The sequence below is a fragment of the Pseudarthrobacter sp. alpha12b genome, assembly GCF_054130495.1.
The window spans coordinates 4048673-4068566 of sequence record NZ_CP196746.1 but is presented as its reverse complement, the minus strand read 5'-3'; the positions used below and the strand labels follow the sequence as shown (position 1 = coordinate 4068566).

Annotated in this window: 14 protein-coding genes and 3 riboswitches; of the genes, 7 read left to right on the top strand and 7 right to left on the bottom strand. The window is 65.7% G+C overall.

Annotated features, from left to right (window positions below):
* The first annotated feature begins 1 nt into the window (after position 1).
* Complete coding sequence (locus ACTAQI_RS18790) at positions 2-1543, top strand: DUF222 domain-containing protein (RefSeq protein WP_457947891.1); 1542 nt, start codon at positions 2-4, stop codon at positions 1541-1543.
* A gap of 65 nt (positions 1544-1608) precedes the next feature.
* Here the strand turns inward: ACTAQI_RS18790 and ACTAQI_RS18785 are convergent, their stop codons facing one another.
* The 5 genes from ACTAQI_RS18785 to cycA all read right to left on the bottom strand — a co-directional run bounded on the left by ACTAQI_RS18785 (position 1609) and on the right by cycA (position 6872).
* Complete coding sequence (locus tag ACTAQI_RS18785; protein ID WP_457947889.1) at positions 1609-2358, bottom strand: LamB/YcsF family protein; 750 nt, start codon at positions 2356-2358, stop codon at positions 1609-1611.
* A complete protein-coding gene (locus tag ACTAQI_RS18780) occupies positions 2342-3145 on the bottom strand; it encodes a hypothetical protein (RefSeq protein WP_457947887.1) in 804 nt (267 codons plus the stop codon). The genes ACTAQI_RS18785 and ACTAQI_RS18780 overlap by 17 nt, the downstream gene beginning before the upstream one ends.
* A 124-nt stretch (positions 3146-3269) precedes the next feature.
* Positions 3270-4106 carry a methylenetetrahydrofolate reductase gene (locus tag ACTAQI_RS18775; protein ID WP_457947885.1) on the bottom strand — a complete coding sequence of 279 codons (837 nt, stop codon included), beginning with the start codon at positions 4104-4106 and terminating at the stop codon, positions 3270-3272.
* Positions 4107-4258: 152 nt separating this feature from the next.
* Positions 4259-4358, bottom strand: a riboswitch (glycine riboswitch).
* 94 nt (positions 4359-4452) lie between these two features.
* Positions 4453-5316 (bottom strand): formyltetrahydrofolate deformylase, encoded by an 864-nt coding sequence (gene purU / locus ACTAQI_RS18770; RefSeq protein WP_457951108.1) that lies wholly within the window; start codon positions 5314-5316, stop codon positions 4453-4455.
* Positions 5317-5360: 44 nt separating this feature from the next.
* The gene (gene cycA / locus ACTAQI_RS18765) at positions 5361-6872 is read right to left on the bottom strand and encodes a D-serine/D-alanine/glycine transporter (protein WP_457947883.1); all 1512 of its coding nucleotides are present in this window, start codon (positions 6870-6872) and stop codon (positions 5361-5363) included.
* A gap of 154 nt (positions 6873-7026) precedes the next feature.
* A riboswitch (glycine riboswitch) is annotated at positions 7027-7124 on the bottom strand.
* A gap of 313 nt (positions 7125-7437) precedes the next feature.
* Positions 7438-7537: riboswitch (glycine riboswitch) on the top strand.
* Between the two features lie 152 nt (positions 7538-7689).
* On the opposite strand from cycA, the gene gcvP reads away from it, so the two are divergent.
* From gcvP to lipA, 6 genes are all read left to right on the top strand, one after another.
* Positions 7690-10542 (top strand): aminomethyl-transferring glycine dehydrogenase, encoded by a 2853-nt coding sequence (gene gcvP, locus ACTAQI_RS18760; protein ID WP_457947881.1) that lies wholly within the window; start codon positions 7690-7692, stop codon positions 10540-10542.
* Between the two features lie 9 nt (positions 10543-10551).
* Positions 10552-11664: a glycine cleavage system aminomethyltransferase GcvT gene (gene gcvT, locus ACTAQI_RS18755; RefSeq protein ID WP_457947879.1), complete on the top strand. Its 1113-nt coding sequence runs from the start codon at positions 10552-10554 to the stop codon at positions 11662-11664.
* A 45-nt stretch (positions 11665-11709) separates the two neighbouring features.
* Positions 11710-12093 (top strand): glycine cleavage system protein GcvH, encoded by a 384-nt coding sequence (gene gcvH, locus ACTAQI_RS18750; protein ID WP_457947877.1) that lies wholly within the window; start codon positions 11710-11712, stop codon positions 12091-12093.
* The gene (gene glyA, locus ACTAQI_RS18745; protein WP_457947876.1) at positions 12090-13421 is read left to right on the top strand and encodes a serine hydroxymethyltransferase; all 1332 of its coding nucleotides are present in this window, start codon (positions 12090-12092) and stop codon (positions 13419-13421) included. Before gcvH ends, glyA begins: the two co-directional genes overlap by 4 nt.
* A 457-nt stretch (positions 13422-13878) precedes the next feature.
* Positions 13879-15318: an L-serine ammonia-lyase gene (locus ACTAQI_RS18740; protein ID WP_457947875.1), complete on the top strand. Its 1440-nt coding sequence runs from the start codon at positions 13879-13881 to the stop codon at positions 15316-15318.
* A gap of 46 nt (positions 15319-15364) precedes the next feature.
* Positions 15365-16378, top strand: coding sequence for a lipoyl synthase (gene lipA / locus ACTAQI_RS18735; protein ID WP_457947874.1), 1014 nt, complete (start codon positions 15365-15367; stop codon positions 16376-16378).
* Positions 16379-16478: 100 nt separating this feature from the next.
* Here lipA and ACTAQI_RS18730 read toward each other — a convergent pair whose 3' ends face one another.
* Both ACTAQI_RS18730 and ACTAQI_RS18725 read right to left on the bottom strand, forming a co-directional pair.
* Positions 16479-18824, bottom strand: coding sequence for a glycoside hydrolase family 65 protein (locus ACTAQI_RS18730; protein WP_457947872.1), 2346 nt, complete (start codon positions 18822-18824; stop codon positions 16479-16481).
* A gap of 140 nt (positions 18825-18964) precedes the next feature.
* Positions 18965-19699 (bottom strand): HAD family hydrolase, encoded by a 735-nt coding sequence (locus tag ACTAQI_RS18725; protein WP_457947871.1) that lies wholly within the window; start codon positions 19697-19699, stop codon positions 18965-18967.
* Positions 19700-19894: the final 195 nt, after the last annotated feature.

Sequence of the window (19894 nt, the reverse complement as noted above, 5' to 3'; positions counted from 1 at the left end):
TATGGGAATCGACGGTGGTGTTGGGGCGGCTTTGGAGGGTGTCCATGCCTCTGTTGCTGCCCTGGGTACGCTGGAGAAAGAGGACGTTTTCCTGGCGTCCGGGGCTCATGTTGGTGCCGGTGTGGATGTGTTGCAACGGCGGTATGAGCTGTGTCTTGAAGGCTTGGAGCTGATGGCCCGGCTGGAAGCTCAACTCGCCGCGCTAAAGTCCCGGCAGGCCGTCCGAGCCGTTGAACTGCAGGAGGCCATGACGCCGCCGGACGCGTCGATCCAAGACCGCACTTACGCGCAGATGTCGGTGGTGGAGGAGGTCGCCGGGGTCCTGACCATCAGTTCGGCGGCCGCGGGCGCGTTCACGGACCAATCCCGCAGGGTCTGTTCCCTGCCACCCGTCATGGACGCACTGGCCGCCGGCGTGTTGTCCTGGCAGCACGCGAAGATCATCGCCGACGAAACCGAAGGCCTCTCCCCCGACGGCGCGGCCTCTCTGGTGGCGCACTTCTTCGACCCCGATGCGCCGAACCCCCACCGGGGTGCCACCCCCGGTGAGCTCGTACCCTCCCGGTTCCGGGCCAAGGTCCGTGGGTGGCGGGAACGCCACCATCCGGAATCGATTGAGAAGCGGCACGCCAAGGGGGTGGCTGACCGGCGGATGGAATACACCCCCGACCGGGACGGCATGGCCTGGGTCTCCCTCTACCTCCCCGGGGATACCGCCTGCGCCATCTGGAACCGGACCACCGCCACCGCCCGAGGCCTCCAAGGCCCCACCGAAGAGCGCACCCTCACCCAACTCCGCCCCGACATCGCCGCCTCCCTGCTCCTCGGCGCTGGAACTGCCAAGGAACTCAGCGAAGTCCCCACCCCGCGGGCGGACGTCCTGGTCACCGTCCCCGTGCTCTCCCTCCTCGGCCAGACCGATGAACCCGCCGTATTGGATGGTTTCGGCCCGATCCCGGCATCCATGGCACGCAGGCTCGTCGCGGACGGGGCTGACTCGTTCTACCGGGTCCTGGTCGACCCCCGTGACGGGGCACCCTTGGAAATCGGCAGGAAGAACTACCGGCTCACCGAAACCATCAAACGCTGGATCAGGATGCGGGATGCCAAATGCACCTTTCCCGGCTGCACCAACCGCACCCCCGACAACGACACCGACCACCTCACCGCCTGGCAACACGGTGGCATCACCAACGTCAGCAACCTGGCTCAACTCTGCCCTAAGCATCATCGGCTCAAACATCACGGCAGATGGACACCGGACCCGGCCAACAAGAATGAGCCACCCGGCTGGACCTCACCAACAGGCAGGCACTACAACGCCGAACAGCAGGATGCCGAACCAACCCCCTGGCCACCAGGAACCTGGCCGCAATGGCCGCAGTGGGCCGTGCCCCGTGAATGCCGGTGCCTTGACGCGCACCTCGAAGACCTCCCGCAGTGGGAACCCGACGACGCCAGATACGTGGACCTCAACGACCTGCCGGCCGACGATCCAGTCTGGGCCGAATTCCACGCCGAGCCATACGCCCTGTCACCGTGAAGCCGGCCAGCCACGCGGTTGGTACGCCAACGGGTATGCCAATCCAGCTTGCAAACGGCTGGGTCCTATGCGAAGGCCTCCAGCTCCACGCCTGCGGCTTCAAGACCTGCCCGAATGTTTGCCGCCGTCTCCACGGCGCCGGGGCTGCCGCCCTGCAGTCGCAGGGAGTCCGGCTGGACGGTGACGATGGACCCGTCGATGGCCACCACTTCGCCTTTCGTGGCCAGGCGAACGGCCCGCTCAACGATAGTGTCGACGTCGTTCAGCATGGCGTCTTCCCTGGAAAGCGGCACCAGGGTGCCGTCGGCGTAGTAGGCGCGGTCGGCGAAGGCCTCGGTGAATACGGGGTGGCCGGCTTCCTTGGCCTGCTTCAGCAGCTCCGAGCCCGGGAAGCCCAGGATGGGAAGTCCGGGATCGTAGGCGTTCACGGCCGCAACCAGGGCGGCGGCCTGCTCGGCATCATGGATCAGCGTGTCATACAGCGCACCGTGTGGCTTCACGAAGTCCACCGAGGCACCCACGGCATGTGCGACGCCGTCGAGCGCGCCCAGCTGGTACAGCACGTCGCCGAATAGCTCATCAAAACTCATGTCCAGCGAGCGCCGGCCAAATCCGGCCATATCGCGGTAGCCAAGGTGCGCACCCACGGTGACGTCAAGTTCGTAAGCCGCCCGGCAGCTGTCCAGCATGGTGACCGGATCGCCTGCGTGGAGGCCGCACGCTACGTTGACGCTGGTGGCCAGCTGAAACATCGCCGGATCGCCTCCCGCGGTCCAGGAGCCGAATGATTGGCCTACATCAGCGTTGAGATCCAAGTGTGTTGCCTTCCAGGGTCAGGTTGTCCGGCCCGGCAGCGGCGGTCAGCTCCCCGGGAATGGTGTCCGGCATGGGTCCGAACGCCTCCCTGGCGTTCTGCGCCACGGCACGGCCCATCACGAGGTTACCGGCTCCGCCCACAACTGCCCCTATGCCGAAGGGGAGGGCCCGGCCGAACAGCGCAGTGCCCTGCCGTTTGAGCAGGTTCTTCAGGAAGGCGTGCTGGATACTCTTCCGGACGCTGCCGAATCCAGGCATCGAGGACTTGGACAGCATGCTCCCCCAGACGTCGGCGGGCTTGGCGCCCCCGGCCGCCTGGCCGCTGAGCGTTCCCAGCAGGGCGGTGCCTTCCTCACCAAGCATGATGGCCATGACCATGGTGCCGGCCTTCTCGGGATTGGTGAGGCGGATGCCGTGGAGCTCTGCCAGCGAGGTCGCGTAGAGGGCCGTCGCCTCCAGGAAGCCGACGGTTGCGGCTGCGGAAAGTCCCAGCGACGCCACGGTTCCAACACCAGGGACGACGGCGGTGGCTCCCACGAGGGCGCCCCCACCGGCCACTGCGCGCAGGTAGTCACGCTCTGCGATGGCGGCCAACTGGGCGGCGGTGGCCCGCGGATGCTTCTTCTGGAGCCGGCGGATGTAGGCCACCACCAGGGGCCGCTGGATCTGCACTGCCTTCAGCAGCATGTTGTGGACACCGGGCTTGGGTTTGCCGTCGGCATCGAACATTGCGTTGTGGGCGGTTTCCTGTGCGATTCGTACTGCGGGATTGCTGCGCCTGGCCATGGTCACCTTCATTCAAATCGACCTGCAGCGGGTAGGCTGCCGTGCTTATCCATCCTATGTGGACAAACACTAAGCATGCTGAACTTTCCGATCCGCGTCACCTGCCACCCCGGCCCCCGGCCTTCTAGCTGGCGGGACCGGCCAGGTTGTTGAACGTGTAAAGGTGGATACCTTCCACTGCCCCGCCGCGCTTCAGTTCCGCCACGATGGACTCGGGCGAGTAGTGGCCGCCCCGGAGCAGGCGGCGGCCAAGCGGGCCCCTGCGGTTCAGCAGTTTGAGGGATGGGCCCACACCGATCCTGGTCGCAAGGGAAATCAACTCGGCCCGCGGAACAGCGCCGGGCACCCCAGCCCAGACAGGCAGGCGCACCCCTTCCCGGCGCAGGGTTTGGGCGTACCACTGGATCCGTGGGGCCGAAAAGCACAGTTGCGTCACCACTGACGATGCCAGATGCTGCTTTTCCAGCAGGGCATCGAGCATGTGCAGTTCACTGTGGTCCGGGTGCCCCTCGGGGTAACCCGCCACCCCGGCCCGGATCCGTCCGCCGGAAACCTCCGCGAGGTCCTCCAGCAATGGAAGGCTGCTGTCATAGGGACCGGCCGGCTCCCCCGCGTCACCGCCGACGGCGAACACTTCGGTGATGCCGGCGTCGTGGCAGTTCCGGAGCACGCCGGCCAGTTGCTCACGGCTTTCGATGCTTCGTGCGGCCAGGTGCGGGACAACCTCGAAGCCAAGGTAGGCAAGCTCGATGGCCGTCCGGATGGTGGGTCCCACACCCCGGCAGGGCAGGCACGTCACCGTCAGCTGTGTCCCAGCGGGTACGGCGGCCTGGACGATGGCGGCAATACCCTCCGAGGGAATGACCTGCATCCGGACAGGCAGTACCGCACCGGACTTGCCGGCCTGTCCTTCCGCGCGAATCGATGCTGCGGCTGTTGCCATGAGGGATTGAATCGTCATGAGGAACTCCAGGTTTGGCCGGCCACGGGTGGCGCGGCATGGATCGGGCCCCTCCCCGCTCTGTATTGGACCTGAGAGATTCCGCAAACCCATCAGGGCCTGCTTGCACCGTCGGTGAGTGCTGCCGGAGCAGCACTGCTTTCCAGAGTCGCCTCGCCGTGACGGTACATGGGCCTGAGAGATTCCTGGGGAGGATTTGCTCCTACGGCGCCTGCCCGGTGATGGCCGGGAGAACTCTCCCGCCACAGCTCGAAAGGCTGTATTCAGATTTGGTGCCACGGCGGCCGGCACCTGCCCCTCCCGGCTGGAGGGAGTGCGGGCGCCGGCCGCGTGGATGGGCCGGCAGCTAGCGCAGGATGACCGTCCGGTTGCCGGAGAGGACTATCCGCCCTTCAGCGTGCCAGCGGACGGCATTCGTGAGCGCCTTGCATTCGGCGTCGCGGCCAACCGTGACCAGGTCCGAGGCGGAGTACGTGTGGTCCACCTCGATGACCTGCTGGGAGATGATGGGCCCCTCGTCCAGCTCCGAGTTGACGTAATGGGCTGTGGCGCCCACCGTTTTGACGCCCCGCTCGTAGGCCTGGTGGTAGGGCTTGGCACCCTTGAAGCTGGGCAGGAACGAGTGGTGGATGTTGATGGCCTTGCCACTGAGGCGGGTGGTGGCCTCGTCGCTGAGCACCTGCATGTAGCGGGCCAGCACCACCAACTCCACGGCGTAGTGGTCCACCAGGCCCAGCAGCCGCTCCTCGGCATCGGCCTTGGTTTCCGGCGTCACGGGGATGTGGTGGAACGGAACACCGTGCCACGCCGCAAGCGGTTTCAGGTCCGGGTGATTGGACACCACGGCGGCGATCTCCACGGGCAACTCACCACTGCGGGCGCGGAACAGGAGGTCGTTGAGGCAATGCTCATACTTGGAAACCATCACCAGGATGGGCTGCTTGCGTCCGTGGCGTTCCAGCCGCCAGTCCATCTGCCACTCCTGGGCCACCTGACCGAAACCCGCCCGGAGGCGGCCAAGGTCCAGCTCAACCCGAGAGGTGACGTGGATTCGCATGAAGAACCGGCCGCTAGCCCTGTCGCCGAACTGCTTGATGTCCACGATGTAGCATTCCTGTTCCAGCAGGTATGCCGCCACCGCCTGGACAATGCCAAGGGCATCCGGGCAATGGAACGTCAGCACGAATTCCCGGCCCGTTTCGTGCGGCATGGCCTGGAGCTGGCCGGCCCCCGCCGCGCGGACCTCGGTGCCGATCACCGCTTGACCCGCTCTTCGCGCGCTTCTGCGGAGGCATCCTGCCGTGCCGCCCTGCCGGAAGCGGCGTCAGTGAAGTCCTGGTCCGCCTGCAGTTCAGCCTGGAACGCGGCGAAACGGGCCTGGTGTGCGGGCCGGCGGCGGAGGACGAACCACGCGGCGCCCAGCAGGACGAACCACACCGGGGTGACCAGCAGGGCCACCAGGGTGTCAGGCTGCGTGGTCAGGGCCCAGATCACGAAGGCGAAGAACGCGAAGACCACCCAGACCATGGCCACACCGCCGGGCATCTTGAACTTCGATTCCTCATGCAGGTGCGGCCGGCGGCGGCGGAAAGCGATGTAGCTGGCCAGGATAATCGACCAGACAAAGACGAAGCAGACGGCGGAGACAGTGGTCACCATGTCGAAGGCCTTGCCCACGTCCTGGCCCGCATACATGAGGACGACGCCGGACAGCAGCAGCACGCAGGAGAGGAACAGTGCGTTCTGGGGCACCTTCCGCCGGGACAGTTTGCCAAAGACGTCGGGAGCGTCGCCTTCCTGGGCAAGGCCGAAGACCATGCGGGACGTCGAGTAGATGCCGGAGTTCGCGGAGGACATCGCGGAGCTCAGCACCACGAGATTGACCACGGTGGCCGCGGCGCCCAGGCCTGCCAGGGAGAACATGGCGATGAAGGGGCTGTGACCGGCCCTGAACTCAGTCCAGGGGGTGACGGCCATCAGGATGATGAGGGCGCCCACGTAGAAGAGGAGCACGCGGATGGGGATGGAGTTGATGGCCTTGGGAAGGTTCCGCTCCGGGTTCTTGGCCTCGGCGGCGGTGGTGCCCACCAGTTCGATGCCCACGAAGGCGAAAACGGCGATCTGGAAGCCGGCCACGAAGCCCATGAACTCGTTCGGGAAGAATCCGCCGTGGCTCCACAGGTTGGTGAAGGTGGCAGGGCCGGCGTCGGACTGGAAACCGGTGAAGATCATGAACAGGCCAACGATGATCAGAGCGGCAATGGCAATGATCTTGATGAGTGCGAACCAGAACTCCGTTTCGCCGAACGCCTTCACGGTGGTGAGGTTCAGCAGGAGCAGGATGGCCACGGTGGCCAGGCCGGGAATCCAGAGGGGTAGTCCGGGCCACAGCTCTTTGGAGTAGCCCGCGATGGCGATGACATCGGCGATGCCGGTGATGACCCAGCAGAACCAGTAGGTCCAGCCTGTGAAGAAGCCGGCCCATGGACCCAGCAGGTCAGCGGCAAAGTCGCTGAAGGACTTGTAGTTGAGGTTGCTGAGCAGCAGTTCACCCATGGCACGCATGACGAAGAACAGCATGAAGCCGATGATCATGTACACAAAGATCACCGAGGGGCCGGCCGCCGAGATGGTCTTGCCTGAGCCCATGAACAGGCCGGTGCCGATTGCACCGCCGATGGCGATCAGTTGGATGTGGCGGTTGCTGAGCTGCCGCTCCAGGTGCGGGGCTCCGCCGCCGGGGGACGTCGGGGAATGGGTCGTCATTGAGGAACTCCATCGTTCGAGCGGCACCCGGGGTGTCGCAAAGATTGGATTTCCTCCCCGCTCTGTCTGGGACCTGAGAGTTTCCACATGCCGGCATGGGCGTGCTTGCACCGTCGGTGAGCCAGGACAGGGCCCGGCTGCTTTCCAGAGTTGCCTCACCGCGGCGGTACGTGGGCCTGAGAGTTTCCTGGGGAGGGTTTGCTCCTACGGCGCCTGCTGAACGTACCGGCAGGGCTCTCCCGCCGCAGGTCAAAAGCGTTTGCTTGCTAAATCAGTGTTCAGTTGTCGGAGGGCATCCATCCCAGGCGCGGTAATGCGCAGAATGGATTGTGGCGCCTCCGGTGATCCCGGCCGGCGAACAGAGCACCCAGCATCTTTGGGCCAGTTCCGCGGTCCGGCCGGATCACGGGGTTCAGTGTGGCGTCCGTCACGGACAAAAGTCAAACCCGGCGTTACGCCATCCACGTAACGCTCTGGAGCCCCAATTCATGACGGACCGATTTGCTCCCCGCTTCGCTTTGCCTGTAACCTGTGAGCCGAATCACCCACATTTCAATATGCCTTTCGAGCTGTGGCGGGAGAGTTCTCCCGGCCATCACCGGGCAGGCGCCGTAGGAGCAAATCCTCCCCAGGAATCTCTCAGGCCCATGTACCGTCACGGCGAGGCGACTCTGGAAAGCAGTGCTGCTCCGGCAGCACTCACCGACGGTGCAAGCAGGCCCTGATGGGTTTGCGGAATCTCTCAGGTCCAATACAGAGCGGGGAGGGACCCGATCCATGCCGTGCCACCCGTGGCCGGCCAAACCTGGAGTTCCTCATGACGATTCAATCCCTTCCGTCTGCCTTTGCAGACCGGCATATCGGTGCACGCCGCCAGGCTGACGTGGACACCATGCTCAAGGCCGTTGGCTACGACAGCGTTGATGGACTGGTGGACATCGCCGTTCCCAACTCAATCCGCCAGTCCAAGCCCCTTGCGCTCAAAGACGCGCTGAGCGAGGTTGAGGTGCTTGCGGAACTGCGCAGGCTCGCCGCCAAGAACAAGACCGCCGTACAAATGATCGGCCAGGGCTACTACGACACCATCACGCCCGCCGTCATCCGCCGGAATGTCCTCGAGGCCCCGGCCTGGTACACCGCGTACACCCCCTACCAGCCGGAGATCTCCCAGGGCCGGCTGGAGGCGCTGCTGAACTTCCAGACCATGGTCCAGGACCTGGTGGGGCTGCCCATCGCCAACGCTTCCCTGCTGGATGAAGCCACCGCCGTCGCCGAAGCCGTCCTCATGATGCGCCGCGCCAACAAGAACAAGGACGCCCGCGACGGCAAGACCGTCCTGGACGCCGATGTCCTCCCGCAGACCATCGCCATCGTCAAGGGCCGCGCCGAGGCGCTCGGCTTCGAGGTTGAGGTCGCCGACCTGTCCAACGGCCTGCCCCACGGCTCAATCAACGGCATCGTGCTCCAGCAGCCCGGCGTGTCCGGCCGTGTTTTCAACCACGCCGGCGTCATCGCCGAAGCGAAGGAGCGCGGCGCGCTGGTCACGGTGGCCGCCGACCTGCTGGCCCTGACCCTGATCACTCCTCCGGGCGAACAGGGCGCCGACATCGCCGTCGGCTCCACCCAGCGTTTTGGTGTTCCGCTGTTCTTCGGCGGCCCGCACGCCGCGTACATGGCGGTGGCCAAGGGCCTGGAGCGTTCCATGCCCGGCCGCCTGGTGGGCGTGTCCAAGGACGACGCCGGCGTTCCCGCCTACCGCCTGGCGCTGCAGACCCGCGAGCAGCACATCCGCCGCGAAAAGGCCACGTCCAACATTTGCACCGCGCAGGCGCTGCTGGCGATCGTGTCCTCCTTCTACGCCGTGTACCACGGCCCCGACGGCCTGAAGGCCATCGCCGAGCGCGTCCACAACAACGCCCGCGCGCTGGCCACTACGCTCGAGATCGCAGGCCGGGAACTGGCCACCGAGACGTTCTTCGACACTGTCACGGTCTCCGTCCCCGGCAAGGCCGCCAAGGTCATCACCGCTGCTGAAGCACGCGGCATCAACCTGCGTTTCATTAACGCCGACACCATCGGTGTCTCCACGGATGAAACCACGACGCCGGAAATCCTGTCCGCGATCGCCGTCGCCTTCGGTGCCGGTCCCGTCGTGGACGCGAAGGGCTTCGATCTGCCTTCGGAGGTGCTCCGCACCTCCGAGTTCATGCAGCACCCGGTATTCAACACCCACCGGTCCGAAACCCAGCTCCTGCGTTACATCAGGAAGCTCTCCGACCGTGACCTGGCGCTGGACCGCACCATGATCCCGCTGGGCTCCTGCACCATGAAGCTCAACGCCACTGCCGAGATGGAAGCTATCTCCTGGCCGGAGTTCGCTTCGATCCACCCGTTCGCACCGGACTCCCAGACCGAGGGCTGGCGTGAACTGATCAGTGGGTTGGAAGCAGACCTGGCAGAAATTACCGGGTACGACCAGGTGTCGCTGCAGCCGAACGCCGGTTCCCAGGGCGAGCTCGCCGGCCTGCTGGCCATCCGCGGCTACCACCGTGCCAACGGCGATACCCAGCGCAACGTCTGCCTGATCCCGGCATCAGCCCACGGCACCAACGCCGCCTCCGCAGTGCTGGCCGGCATGAAGGTCGTCGTCGTCGCCACAGCCGCAGACGGCACCATCGACCACGAGGACCTGTACGCGAAGATCGAGGCGAACAAGGACGCCCTTTCGGCGATCATGATCACCTACCCGTCCACCCACGGTGTCTATGACGCGGACGTGACCGAGATCTGCGAGGCTGTCCACGCTGCCGGCGGCCAGGTCTACGTTGACGGTGCCAACCTGAACGCCCTGGTGGGCCTGGCCCAGCCGGGCAAGTTCGGCGGCGACGTGTCCCACCTGAACCTGCACAAGACCTTCTGTATCCCGCACGGCGGCGGCGGACCCGGCGTCGGACCGGTCGCAGCCAAAGCCCACCTCGCCCCGTTCATGCCCGGCGACGCCAACAAGGCCGCCCATGAGGAAGGCCACGGCGTGGCCATCAGCGCCTCGAACTTCGGTTCCGCCGGTGTCCTGCCGATCTCCTGGGCCTACGTGAAGCTGATGGGCGGCGAGGGCCTGACCGAAGCCACCAAGGCAGCCCTGCTCGCAGCCAACTACGTCGCGTCCCGGCTGAACGAGTACTTCCCGGTGCTCTACACCGGTGAGGGCGGCCTGGTGGCGCACGAGTGCATTCTGGACCTGCGCGACCTCACTGCCAGGACAGGCGTCACCGCGGAGGATGTGGCCAAGCGCCTCATCGACTTCGGCTTCCACGCCCCCACCCTGGCGTTCCCGGTGGCCGGCACCCTGATGGTGGAGCCCACCGAGTCCGAGGACCTGGCAGAGATCGACCGCTTCATCGAGGCCATGATCACCATCCGCAAGGAAATCGACCAGGTGGCCAACGGCGACTTCTCTGTCCAGGACTCCCCGCTGCGCAACGCACCCCACACCGCGTCCGCCGTCGTGAACTCCGAATGGACCCGTCAGTACAGCCGCGAGCAGGCCGTCTTCCCCGTCCACCACCTCAAGCAGGACAAGTATTTCCCGCCGGTGGGCCGGATCGACGGCGCCGGTGGAGACCGGAACCTGATCTGCTCCTGCCCGCCGCTGTCCGAGTTCGAAAACTAAGGATCCCCCATGAGTGAGAACTACACGGCTCTCTACGAAGAGCACAAGAAGCTTGGCGCCTCCTTCACCGACTTCGGTGGCTGGCAGATGCCGCTCAAGTACAGCTCCGAACTGGCTGAACACCACGCCGTCCGTAATGCCGCCGGCCTGTTTGACCTCTCCCACATGGGCGAAGTCTGGGTCACCGGGCCCCAGGCCGGTGCCTTCCTGGACTACGCCCTGGTGGGCAAGTTGTCCGCCATCGCGGACGGCAAAGCCAAGTACTCGCTGATCTGCAACGAAGACGGCGGCATCATCGACGACCTCATCACCTACCGTTTCGGTGACGAGAAGTACCTGGTGGTTCCCAACGCCGGGAACGCCGCCACCGTGGCCGCAGCCCTAGCCGAACGCGCTGCCACCTTCGACGTGACGGTAGAGGACGCCTCCGGGGCAACTTCCCTCGTCGCCGTCCAGGGACCCAAGGCCGAGGCCATCCTGCTCAAGCTGACCGACGAGTCCCAGCACGCGCTGGTCACGGACCTGAAGTACTACGCGTTCAACGAAGTCACCGTCGCCGGGCACGATGTCATCCTGGCCCGCACCGGCTACACCGGTGAAGACGGCTTCGAGCTCTTCCTCCCGAATGAAGGCGCAGCCTCCTTGTGGGAATCGATCGCCCAGGCCGGGGAAGAGTTCGGCATTGTCCCCTGCGGCCTCGCATCCCGCGATTCACTCCGCCTGGAAGCGGGCATGCCGCTGTACGGCAACGAGCTCTCGCTGGAGCGGTCACCGTTCGATGCCGGCCTGGGCCCCGTGGTGGCGCTCAAATCCAAGGAAGGCGACTTCGTGGGCCGCGCAGCGCTGGAGGCAGCCAAGGAAGCAGGGCCCAAGCGAAAACTGGTGGGCCTGAAGGGTCACGGCCGCCGTGCCGGCCGTGGCGGCTACCCCGTCCTTAAAGACGGAAACGTAGTGGGCGAGGTGACCTCAGGCCAGCCCAGCCCCACCCTTGGCTACCCGGTGGCGCTGGCCTACGTCGACGTCGAGCACGCCGGGCTGGGCACTGCCCTGGACGTGGACCTGCGCGGCAAGGCCGAGCCCTTCGAAGTCGTCGCCCTGCCGTTTTACAAGCGCCAAAAATAGCCCGGCGCTCCCGCATTTTGAACCCCGAACTTAAGGAAACACACCATGGCTAAAGTTGCCGCTGAACTGAAGTACTCCGCCGAACACGAATGGATCGCCGCTGACGGCTCAGGCCCGTCCGTGGTGGGCGTGTCCGCTGTTGCCGCCGAGGCGCTGGGCGACATCGTGTACGTGGACCTGCCCGAGGTTGGCTCCACGGTGACCGCAGGCGAAACCTGTGGCGAGATCGAGTCCACCAAGTCCGTCTCCGACCTGTACTCCCCGGTGACGGGCGAGGTCACCGAAGTCAATGACGACGTGGTCAGCGACCCTGCCGTGATCAACAACGATCCCTACGGTGCCGGCTGGCTGTTCAAGGTCACCGTCAGCGAAGAGGGCCCGCTGCTGTCCGCACAGGAATACGCCGAAGCAAACGGCGGCGAACTGTGAGCGGCGCTGCTTCCACCGCGGGCACCGTTGCCTTCGAGCAGGTGGTCTCCCCGAGCCTGAACGCAGACCTGTCCGTCCTGGACCCGGAAATTGCGGCAAAGATCGACGACGAACTGGGCCGCCAGCGCGACGGCCTGGAAATGATCGCTTCCGAGAACCACACCGCCGCCGCGGTCATGCAGGCGCAGGGCTCGGTGCTGACCAACAAGTACGCCGAGGGTTACCCCGGAAAGCGGTACTACGGCGGCTGCGAGCACGTCGACGTGATCGAGCAGCTGGCCATCGACAGGGTGAAGGCCCTGTTCGGCGCAGAATACGCCAACGTCCAGCCGCACTCCGGCGCCCAGGCCAATGCGTCGGTGATGCATGCGCTGATCAAGCCCGGCGACACCATCATGGGCCTGAACCTGGCCCACGGCGGCCACCTGACCCACGGCATGCGGATCAACTTCTCCGGCAAGCTCTACAACGTGGTTCCGTACCAGGTCCGCGAAGACACCCACACCATCGACATGGCGGAGGTGGAGCGGCTGGCCCAGGAGCACAAGCCGCAGCTCATCGTGGCCGGGTGGTCAGCCTACGCGCGCCAGCTGGACTTCGCGGAGTTCCGCCGCATCGCCGATTCCGTGGGCGCCTACCTCATGGTGGACATGGCGCACTTCGCCGGGTTGGTGGCCGCGGGACTGCACCCCTCGCCGGTCCCGTACGCCCACGTGGTCACCTCCACCACGCACAAGACCCTCGCCGGTCCGCGCGGCGGCATCATCCTCTCCAACGACCCCGACATCGCCAAGAAGATCAACTCGGCTGTATTCCCGGGCCAGCAGGGCGGGCCGCTGGAGCACGTCATCGCCGGCAAGGCCGTGGCGTTCAAGATCGCGGCTTCCGAAGAGTTCCGCGAGCGGCAGGAGCGCGTCCTGGCAGGTGCCCGCATCCTGGCCGAGCGCCTGGTCCAGCCTGACGTCACCGCCAAGGGCATCAGCGTGGTCTCCGGTGGCACGGATGTGCACCTGGTCCTCGTTGACCTGCGCAACTGCGAGCTCAACGGCCAGGAGGCCGAGGACCGGCTCGCCGCAATCGACATCACCGTCAACCGCAACGCCGTGCCGTTCGACCCGCGTCCGCCGATGGTCACCTCGGGCCTGCGCATCGGCACCCCCGCCCTGGCTACCCGTGGCTTTGGCGAGGACGCCTTCCGCGAGGTTGCAGACATCATCGCCGAGGCATTAATTGCCGACGCCGACGCGGACCTTTCCGGCCTGCGTCACCGCGTCGAGGCTTTGGCTTCCGCGCATCCGCTCTACCCGGACATCGCACCGCTGTCCTGAGCCGTGGCTGGGTTCGGGACCGGCGGACCGGACATTTTCACGCGTGCTGCTCCTTCGTCGCTTTGACGCACGCTTTCGAAAAGTCCGGCTCCGCCGGCCCCTTGTGGGCTTGTCGCCGTGGGTGCAGGGGGCCGGGGCATACAGGAAGTGGGTGGATGCGGACTACGTGCGTGTTTCCTGCTCCCGTCCTGACGCCTCCGTGTGCGTTGCATGCTTGCCCTGTCGCCTTGGTGACGGTTGCTCGCGACTGGGCGGATCCCGGAGACGTGCGTCTAAGGGAGCGTCACGTCCGCGCAGCGGGCGTCTTCGCGACCGAGCACGCGGAGGAATTCGGCCAGGCGCACCCAACCCTGCCACGGCGTCACGTCCGCTTAGCGGGCGTCTTCGCGACCGAGCATGCAGAGGATGTCCTGCCCGCTCCACCCCAACCACCTCGTTTTAGTTAGGAACCAATCGCATGGCTGTTGGCGTTTTTGATCTCTTTTCGATCGGGATTGGGCCCTCTAGTTCGCATACTGTGGGGCCGATGCGGGCTGCTGCTGTGTTCGCGGAGGAGTTGAAGGCCTCGGGGGTGCTGGCTGAGGTGGCTGGGTTGCGGGTGGATTTGTATGGGTCGTTGGCGGCGACGGGTCATGGGCATGGGACGATGACCGCTGTCCTGTTGGGGTTGGAGGGGTTCCATCCGGAGCTGATCCTGCCCGATGAGGTGGAGGAGCGGCTGGCCTCGATCGCGGAGACCGGGACCCTGAACCTGGCCGGCAGCGTGGCGTTGCCGTATGGGGTGAAGGACATGGTGTTGCGGCCGCTCACGGTGTTGCCGCGGCACACGAACGGGATGACGTTCACCGTCACCGGTGCCGGTGGCCAGGTTTTGCATGCGGCGACGTTTTTCTCGGTCGGTGGCGGGTTCATTGTCCGGGAGGGTGAGGAGGACGCGGCGCAGCAGGAACTGGACGCGTCCAAACAGGAGTTGCCGTTGCCGTTCCGGACCGCGGCGGAGTTGCTGGAGCACTGCGCGGTGACCGGGCTGGGCATCGCCGATGTCATGTTCGTGAATGAGAAGGCGTCCCGGACGGAGGAGCAGATCCGGGAGGGTTTGCTGCATATCTGGTCCGTGATGGAGAACTGCGTGCAGACGTCGTTGAAGCGGGAAGGGGTGCTGCCGGGCGGGTTGAAGGTCCGCCGCCGCGCCCCGGACTGGTACGAGCGGCTGAAGAAAGAAACCGCCCGCCCCGAAGACACCGAACAGGACGGGCAGGACGGGCGGGACCATTACGACCCCAGGTATTGGCAGGAGTGGGTTAACTTGGTGGCGTTGGCGGTGAACGAGGAGAACGCCTCCGGCGGGCGGGTGGTCACCGCGCCCACGAACGGGGCCGCCGGGATCATCCCGGCGGTGTTGTTCTATGCGCTGCACTTCGCCCCGGGCATGGACCAGGCCACCCAGGCCGACCGGGATGCCGTGGTGGTCAAGTTCCTGCTCGCCGCGGGCGCGGTGGGGGTGCTCTACAAGGAACAGGCCTCGATCTCCGGGGCTGAGGTGGGCTGCCAGGGCGAGGTGGGGTCCGCGTCCTCGATGGCGGCCGCGGGCCTGGCCGAGGTCATGGGCGGCACCCCGGCGCAGGTGGAGAACGCCGCGGAAATCGCGATGGAACACAACCTGGGCCTGACGTGTGACCCGATCGGCGGGCTGGTCCAGGTCCCGTGCATCGAACGGAACGCGATCGCTGCGGCGAAGGCCATCAACGCCGCGAAAATGGCGCTCTGGGGCGACGGCACCCACCGCGTCTCCCTGGACGAAGTCATCATCACCATGCGCGAAACCGGCAAAGACATGTCCTCCAAATACAAGGAAACCGCCATGGGCGGCCTCGCCGTCAACGTCGTCGAATGCTGACATCCAGCACGCCCCGATTCACCCAGCAAACAAAGGAAACACGATCATGACCCTGGCACCTGAAGGCCGGAAGATGCTGCGGATCGAGCAGCGCAATGCTGCGGTCCCGGTGGAACGCAAACCGGAGTGGATCAAGGCCAAGGTCCAGATGGGCCCCGAGTTCGTCGGCCTGAAGAACCTGGTCAAGAAGGAAGGCCTGCACACCGTCTGCGAAGAGGCCGGCTGCCCCAACATCTTCGAATGTTGGGAAGACAAGGAAGCCACCTTCCTGATCGGCGGCTCCGAATGCACCCGCCGCTGCGACTTCTGCCAGATTGACACCGGCAAACCCTCCCCCGTGGACATGTTCGAACCCACCAAGGTGGCCCGCTCCGTCCAGTCCATGCAGCTGCGCTACGCCACCGTCACCGGCGTGGCCCGCGACGACCTCGAAGACGAAGGCGTCTGGCTCTACGCCGAAACCGTCCGCAAGATCCACGAACTGAACCCCGGCACCGGCGTGGAACTGCTCATCCCCGACTTCTCCGGCAACCCCGACCACATCCGCGCGATCTGCGACTCCGCCCCCGAAGTCTTCGCCCACAACGTCGAAACCGTGCCCCGGATCTTCAAAAGGATCCGCCCCGCGTTCCGCTACGAACGCTCCCTGGACGTCATCACCCAGGGCCGGAACCTGGGCATGGTCACCAAATCCAACCTCATCCTGGGCATGGGCGAAACCCGCGAGGAAATCAGCGAAGCCCTCCGCGACCTGCACCAGGCCGGCTGCGACCTGATCACCATCACCCAATACCTCCGCCCGTCCGAACGGCACCTGCCCGTGGACAGGTGGGTCAAACCCCAGGAATTCGTGGACCTCCAGCACGAAGCCGAAGAAATCGGCTTCCTCGGCGTCATGTCCGGCCCCCTGGTCCGCTCCTCCTACCGCGCCGGCCGCCTCTGGGCCACCGCCATGCGCAAAAAAGGCCGCGACATCCCCGCCGAACTCGCCCACATCGCCGACGGCATCCAGGACTCCGGCACCACCCGCCAGGAAGCCAGCACCCTCCTCGCAGGCTAGAAGCGGTGGAACGCACGACGGCGGCAGGAGACTAAGGCGTGCCGGCTGCAGTACCTGCCGGGCCGCCGTCGGACGCGTCCTCCCAGCCCGGCAACGCGGCTCAGTTGTTGCCGCGCACCACCGGGATGCTCGCCGTCGGAAGTCCGCTGGGGAACACCGTGGGCTCCGGCTCCGCGACCGGTTCCAGCGGTACCTGCACGGGCTGGCCCGTCACGGTGAGGCGCTGGCCGCGGACGTCCACCTCCAGCGGCCCGCCTTCCTGGACCGTGAGCGTGATGGACCCGGCGGCAAGCTGGACCAGCAGCAGCCGCCCCCGGATCTTCAGGTGGAAGGCCAGTCCCTGCCACTCAGCGGGCAAGCGGGGATCGAAGTATGGGACCTGGCCTTGGTCGCGCATGCCGGCGAACCCGCACACCAGCGAGCTCCAGACTCCCCCGGTGGAGGCGATGTGAACGCCGTCGATCGTGTTGCCGTGGGTGTCGTCCAGGTCGATGAACACGGCGTTGGTGAAGTGCTGCAGCGCTTCCCTCGAGTAGCCCACCTCGGCCGCCATGATCCCCTGCACGCAGGCAGACAGGGTTGAGTCACCGGTGGTGATGGGATCGTAGAAGTCGAAGGCGCGCTGCTTTTCCTCCGCCGTGAAATCCTGCCACTGCAGGAACATGGCCAGGACGGTGTCAGCCTGCTTCAGGACCTGGTGGCGGTAGATCACCAGCGGGTGGAAGTGCAGGAGCAGCGGGTACTTGGACCGCGGCGTGGTCCAGTCCCAGGCTTCGAGGGTCATGAAGTCGTTGTCCTGGGAGTGCACCTGCATCCGGTCGTCGAACGGCAACTGCATGCGCTTTGCGGCTGCCTCCCACAACTGGCGCTCTTCGTGGGTGATTTCGGGGTGCTCCAGCGCGGCGGCTGCGCGCAGGTTGAAGCGGGCCATGACGTTTGTGTACAGGTTGTCATTCACTACGGCCGTGTACTCATCCGGACCCGTCACGCCATGGATGTGGAACAGCCCATCCTTGCCAAAGAAGCCCAGGGATGTCCACATCCGGGCCGTCTCGATCAGCAGCTCAGCGCCCATTCCTTCGCGGAAGGCGGAGTCGCCGGTAGCCCAGAGGTACCTGTTGGTGGCAAAGGCGATCGCAGCCGCAATGTGGAACTGGGCCGTGCCGGCAGCGTAGTAGGCGCTGGCCTCGAGCCCGTTGATAGTCCGCCACGGGAAGAGGGCGCCGTCCACGCTCAGCTCCTTGGCCCGGATCTTGGCCTCAGGAAGAATGCCGTGGCGGTACTCCAGGACCTGCCGGGCGCCGTCGGGATTGGTGTAGGTAAGGTACGGCAGCAGGTACACCTCCTGGTCCCAGAAGTAGTGCCCCTCGTAGCCGGAACCGGTCACGCCCTTGGCGGGGATGCCGGCAACATCGACCCGCGCGGTGGCCTGCGCCAGCTGGAACAGGTTCCACCGAATGGCCTGCTGCAGCCCGGGCCGGCCGCCCTCAACCACGATGTCCGAGGTGGCCCAGTAGCTGCGGTAGTGGGCCATGCTCTCGGCAAAGATGCTGTCCACCGGGCGGAGCGCTTCTTCGGCCACCGCGGCTGCATCCACGTCCGGGTCCTGGATGGTGCGACCTGCCGCATAGCTGACGCTTTTTTCCAACCGGAACGGATCGCCGGCCTCAACGGCAAGCACGTACCGGACGCTGCTGTCATCCTGGTCCACCAACGTTTCGAACGGCTGGTGCCCGGCGGAGGTCCAGTGGTCAACTGCGATCCCCACCCGCTGCTTGGATTCGGCCGCCTCCCAGGACAGGCGCAGCGAGCCGTCGCCGCCGTCGAGCCGCACCGGGAGCAGCACCCTCCCGGCGTGCCTTCCGGCCCGGCGGGGATCGTGCACGGAGTGGTCTTCCACCGGCTGGTCCTGGCGGTTGATCACGGCGGAAGTGACGTCCAGGGAGATCTGCCGGTCCGCTGCCACCTCCAGCGAAATGCCGAGGCTGCCGCGGGACTCGTAGCCAACCGCCCGCCGTTCAGTGGTGGTCACCGTGGCGCCGGACCGGCATTGCCAGGTGATCCGGCACTCGTAGATCCCGGTGGAAAAGTCGACGCTCCGTCGGTAGTCAAGGACCTCCGATTCGGCAAGGCTGAGGTTTTCGCCGTCCACCACCACCGTGAAGTTGTTGACGTCCGGGATGTAAAGGATGCGCTGCCCCGTCCGGGCAAAACCAAAGGCGTTTTCGGCGTGCTTGATGTCCCAGATCTCGTGCAGGCCGTTGATGAAGCTGCCCGGCAGATCGGCGTCGGCCGCCGCCCAGTGTGCACCCCGGATACCCAAATGACCGTTTCCCAGGGCAAACAGGGTCTCCAGGGTTCCTGCGCCATCGGTCTCATAGCGCGTTTCAACGAGCTGCCAAGGGGTGTCGGGGAACCGTTCGCGGTCCGCTGTAATCAGTGCCATGGTGGGGGTCCTTTTGGCCTTGCTGTGGTGCCGTACTGGCCGGCACGGAGTATTCGGGGGAGGGCGGTACTCGGATGGGTGCTGCCGGGGAAGCAGCAGGGTTGCCCGGGGCAGGCAACGCCGGTTCTGATGCGCGGATTTTAGGGGATCAGTTCCTGGAGGTCGTTGACCACCAGGGTGGCGCCGGCGTCCAGGAGCGTCTGGCGCCCGGCACCCCTGTCCACGCCAATGACGGAGTGGAAGGATCCCGCTTGGCCGGCCTGCACTCCAGACACTGCGTCTTCCACCACCACGCACTCCGGACTGGAGAGGTCCAGCAGTTTTGCCGCGTATTCGTAAGTGGCCGGGTTTGGCTTGCCGGGCAGGCCCTGGTCCGCGGCCACCACCCCGTCCACCACCACTGCGAAGTAGTGGCTGAGTCCAGCGGCCTTCAGGACGGCGGGGGCGTTGCGGGAGGAGGAGACGACGGCGACCTTGAGTCCGCGCTCCAGCGCGGCTTCGAGGAAGCGCACCGAGCCTGGGAACGGTTCGACGCCGGCACTCACGATGTCATTGAAGATCGCGTTCTTCCGGTTGCCCAGGCCCTGGACAGTTTCGTGGGCGGGGTCGTCATCCAGGGGGCCTTCCGGCAGCGTGATCCCGCGCGAGGCCAGGAAGTCGCGCACCCCGTCAAAGCGGGGTTTGCCGTCGATGTGGTCGAAGTAGTCGCTTTCGCTGTACCCGGCAACCTCCGGATGCGGGGACAAGTAGCCGTCGAACAGTTCCTGCCAGGCGCGCTCGTGCACGGTAGCCGTGGGCGTCAACACCCCGTCAAGGTCGAAAAGGATTGCTGCGGCGCCGGTCCAGGCGGTGTCAGCTGCAGTTTCACGTGTCATCGGCAGTGCGTGTCCTTTCGGTTCGTGGACAGCCGGCCCTGCCGGGGCAGCCTGAAGAAAGGTGCTGCTGCGCCTCATGCACACAGCATCGCTTCCTCGTCCGCCCACTGCAGGACCGATCATGGCCGTAGATGAGTGTAAGCGCTTGCAAATTTCGCTGGCAACTGTTTTTTCTTACCCACTGCCGGAACCGCT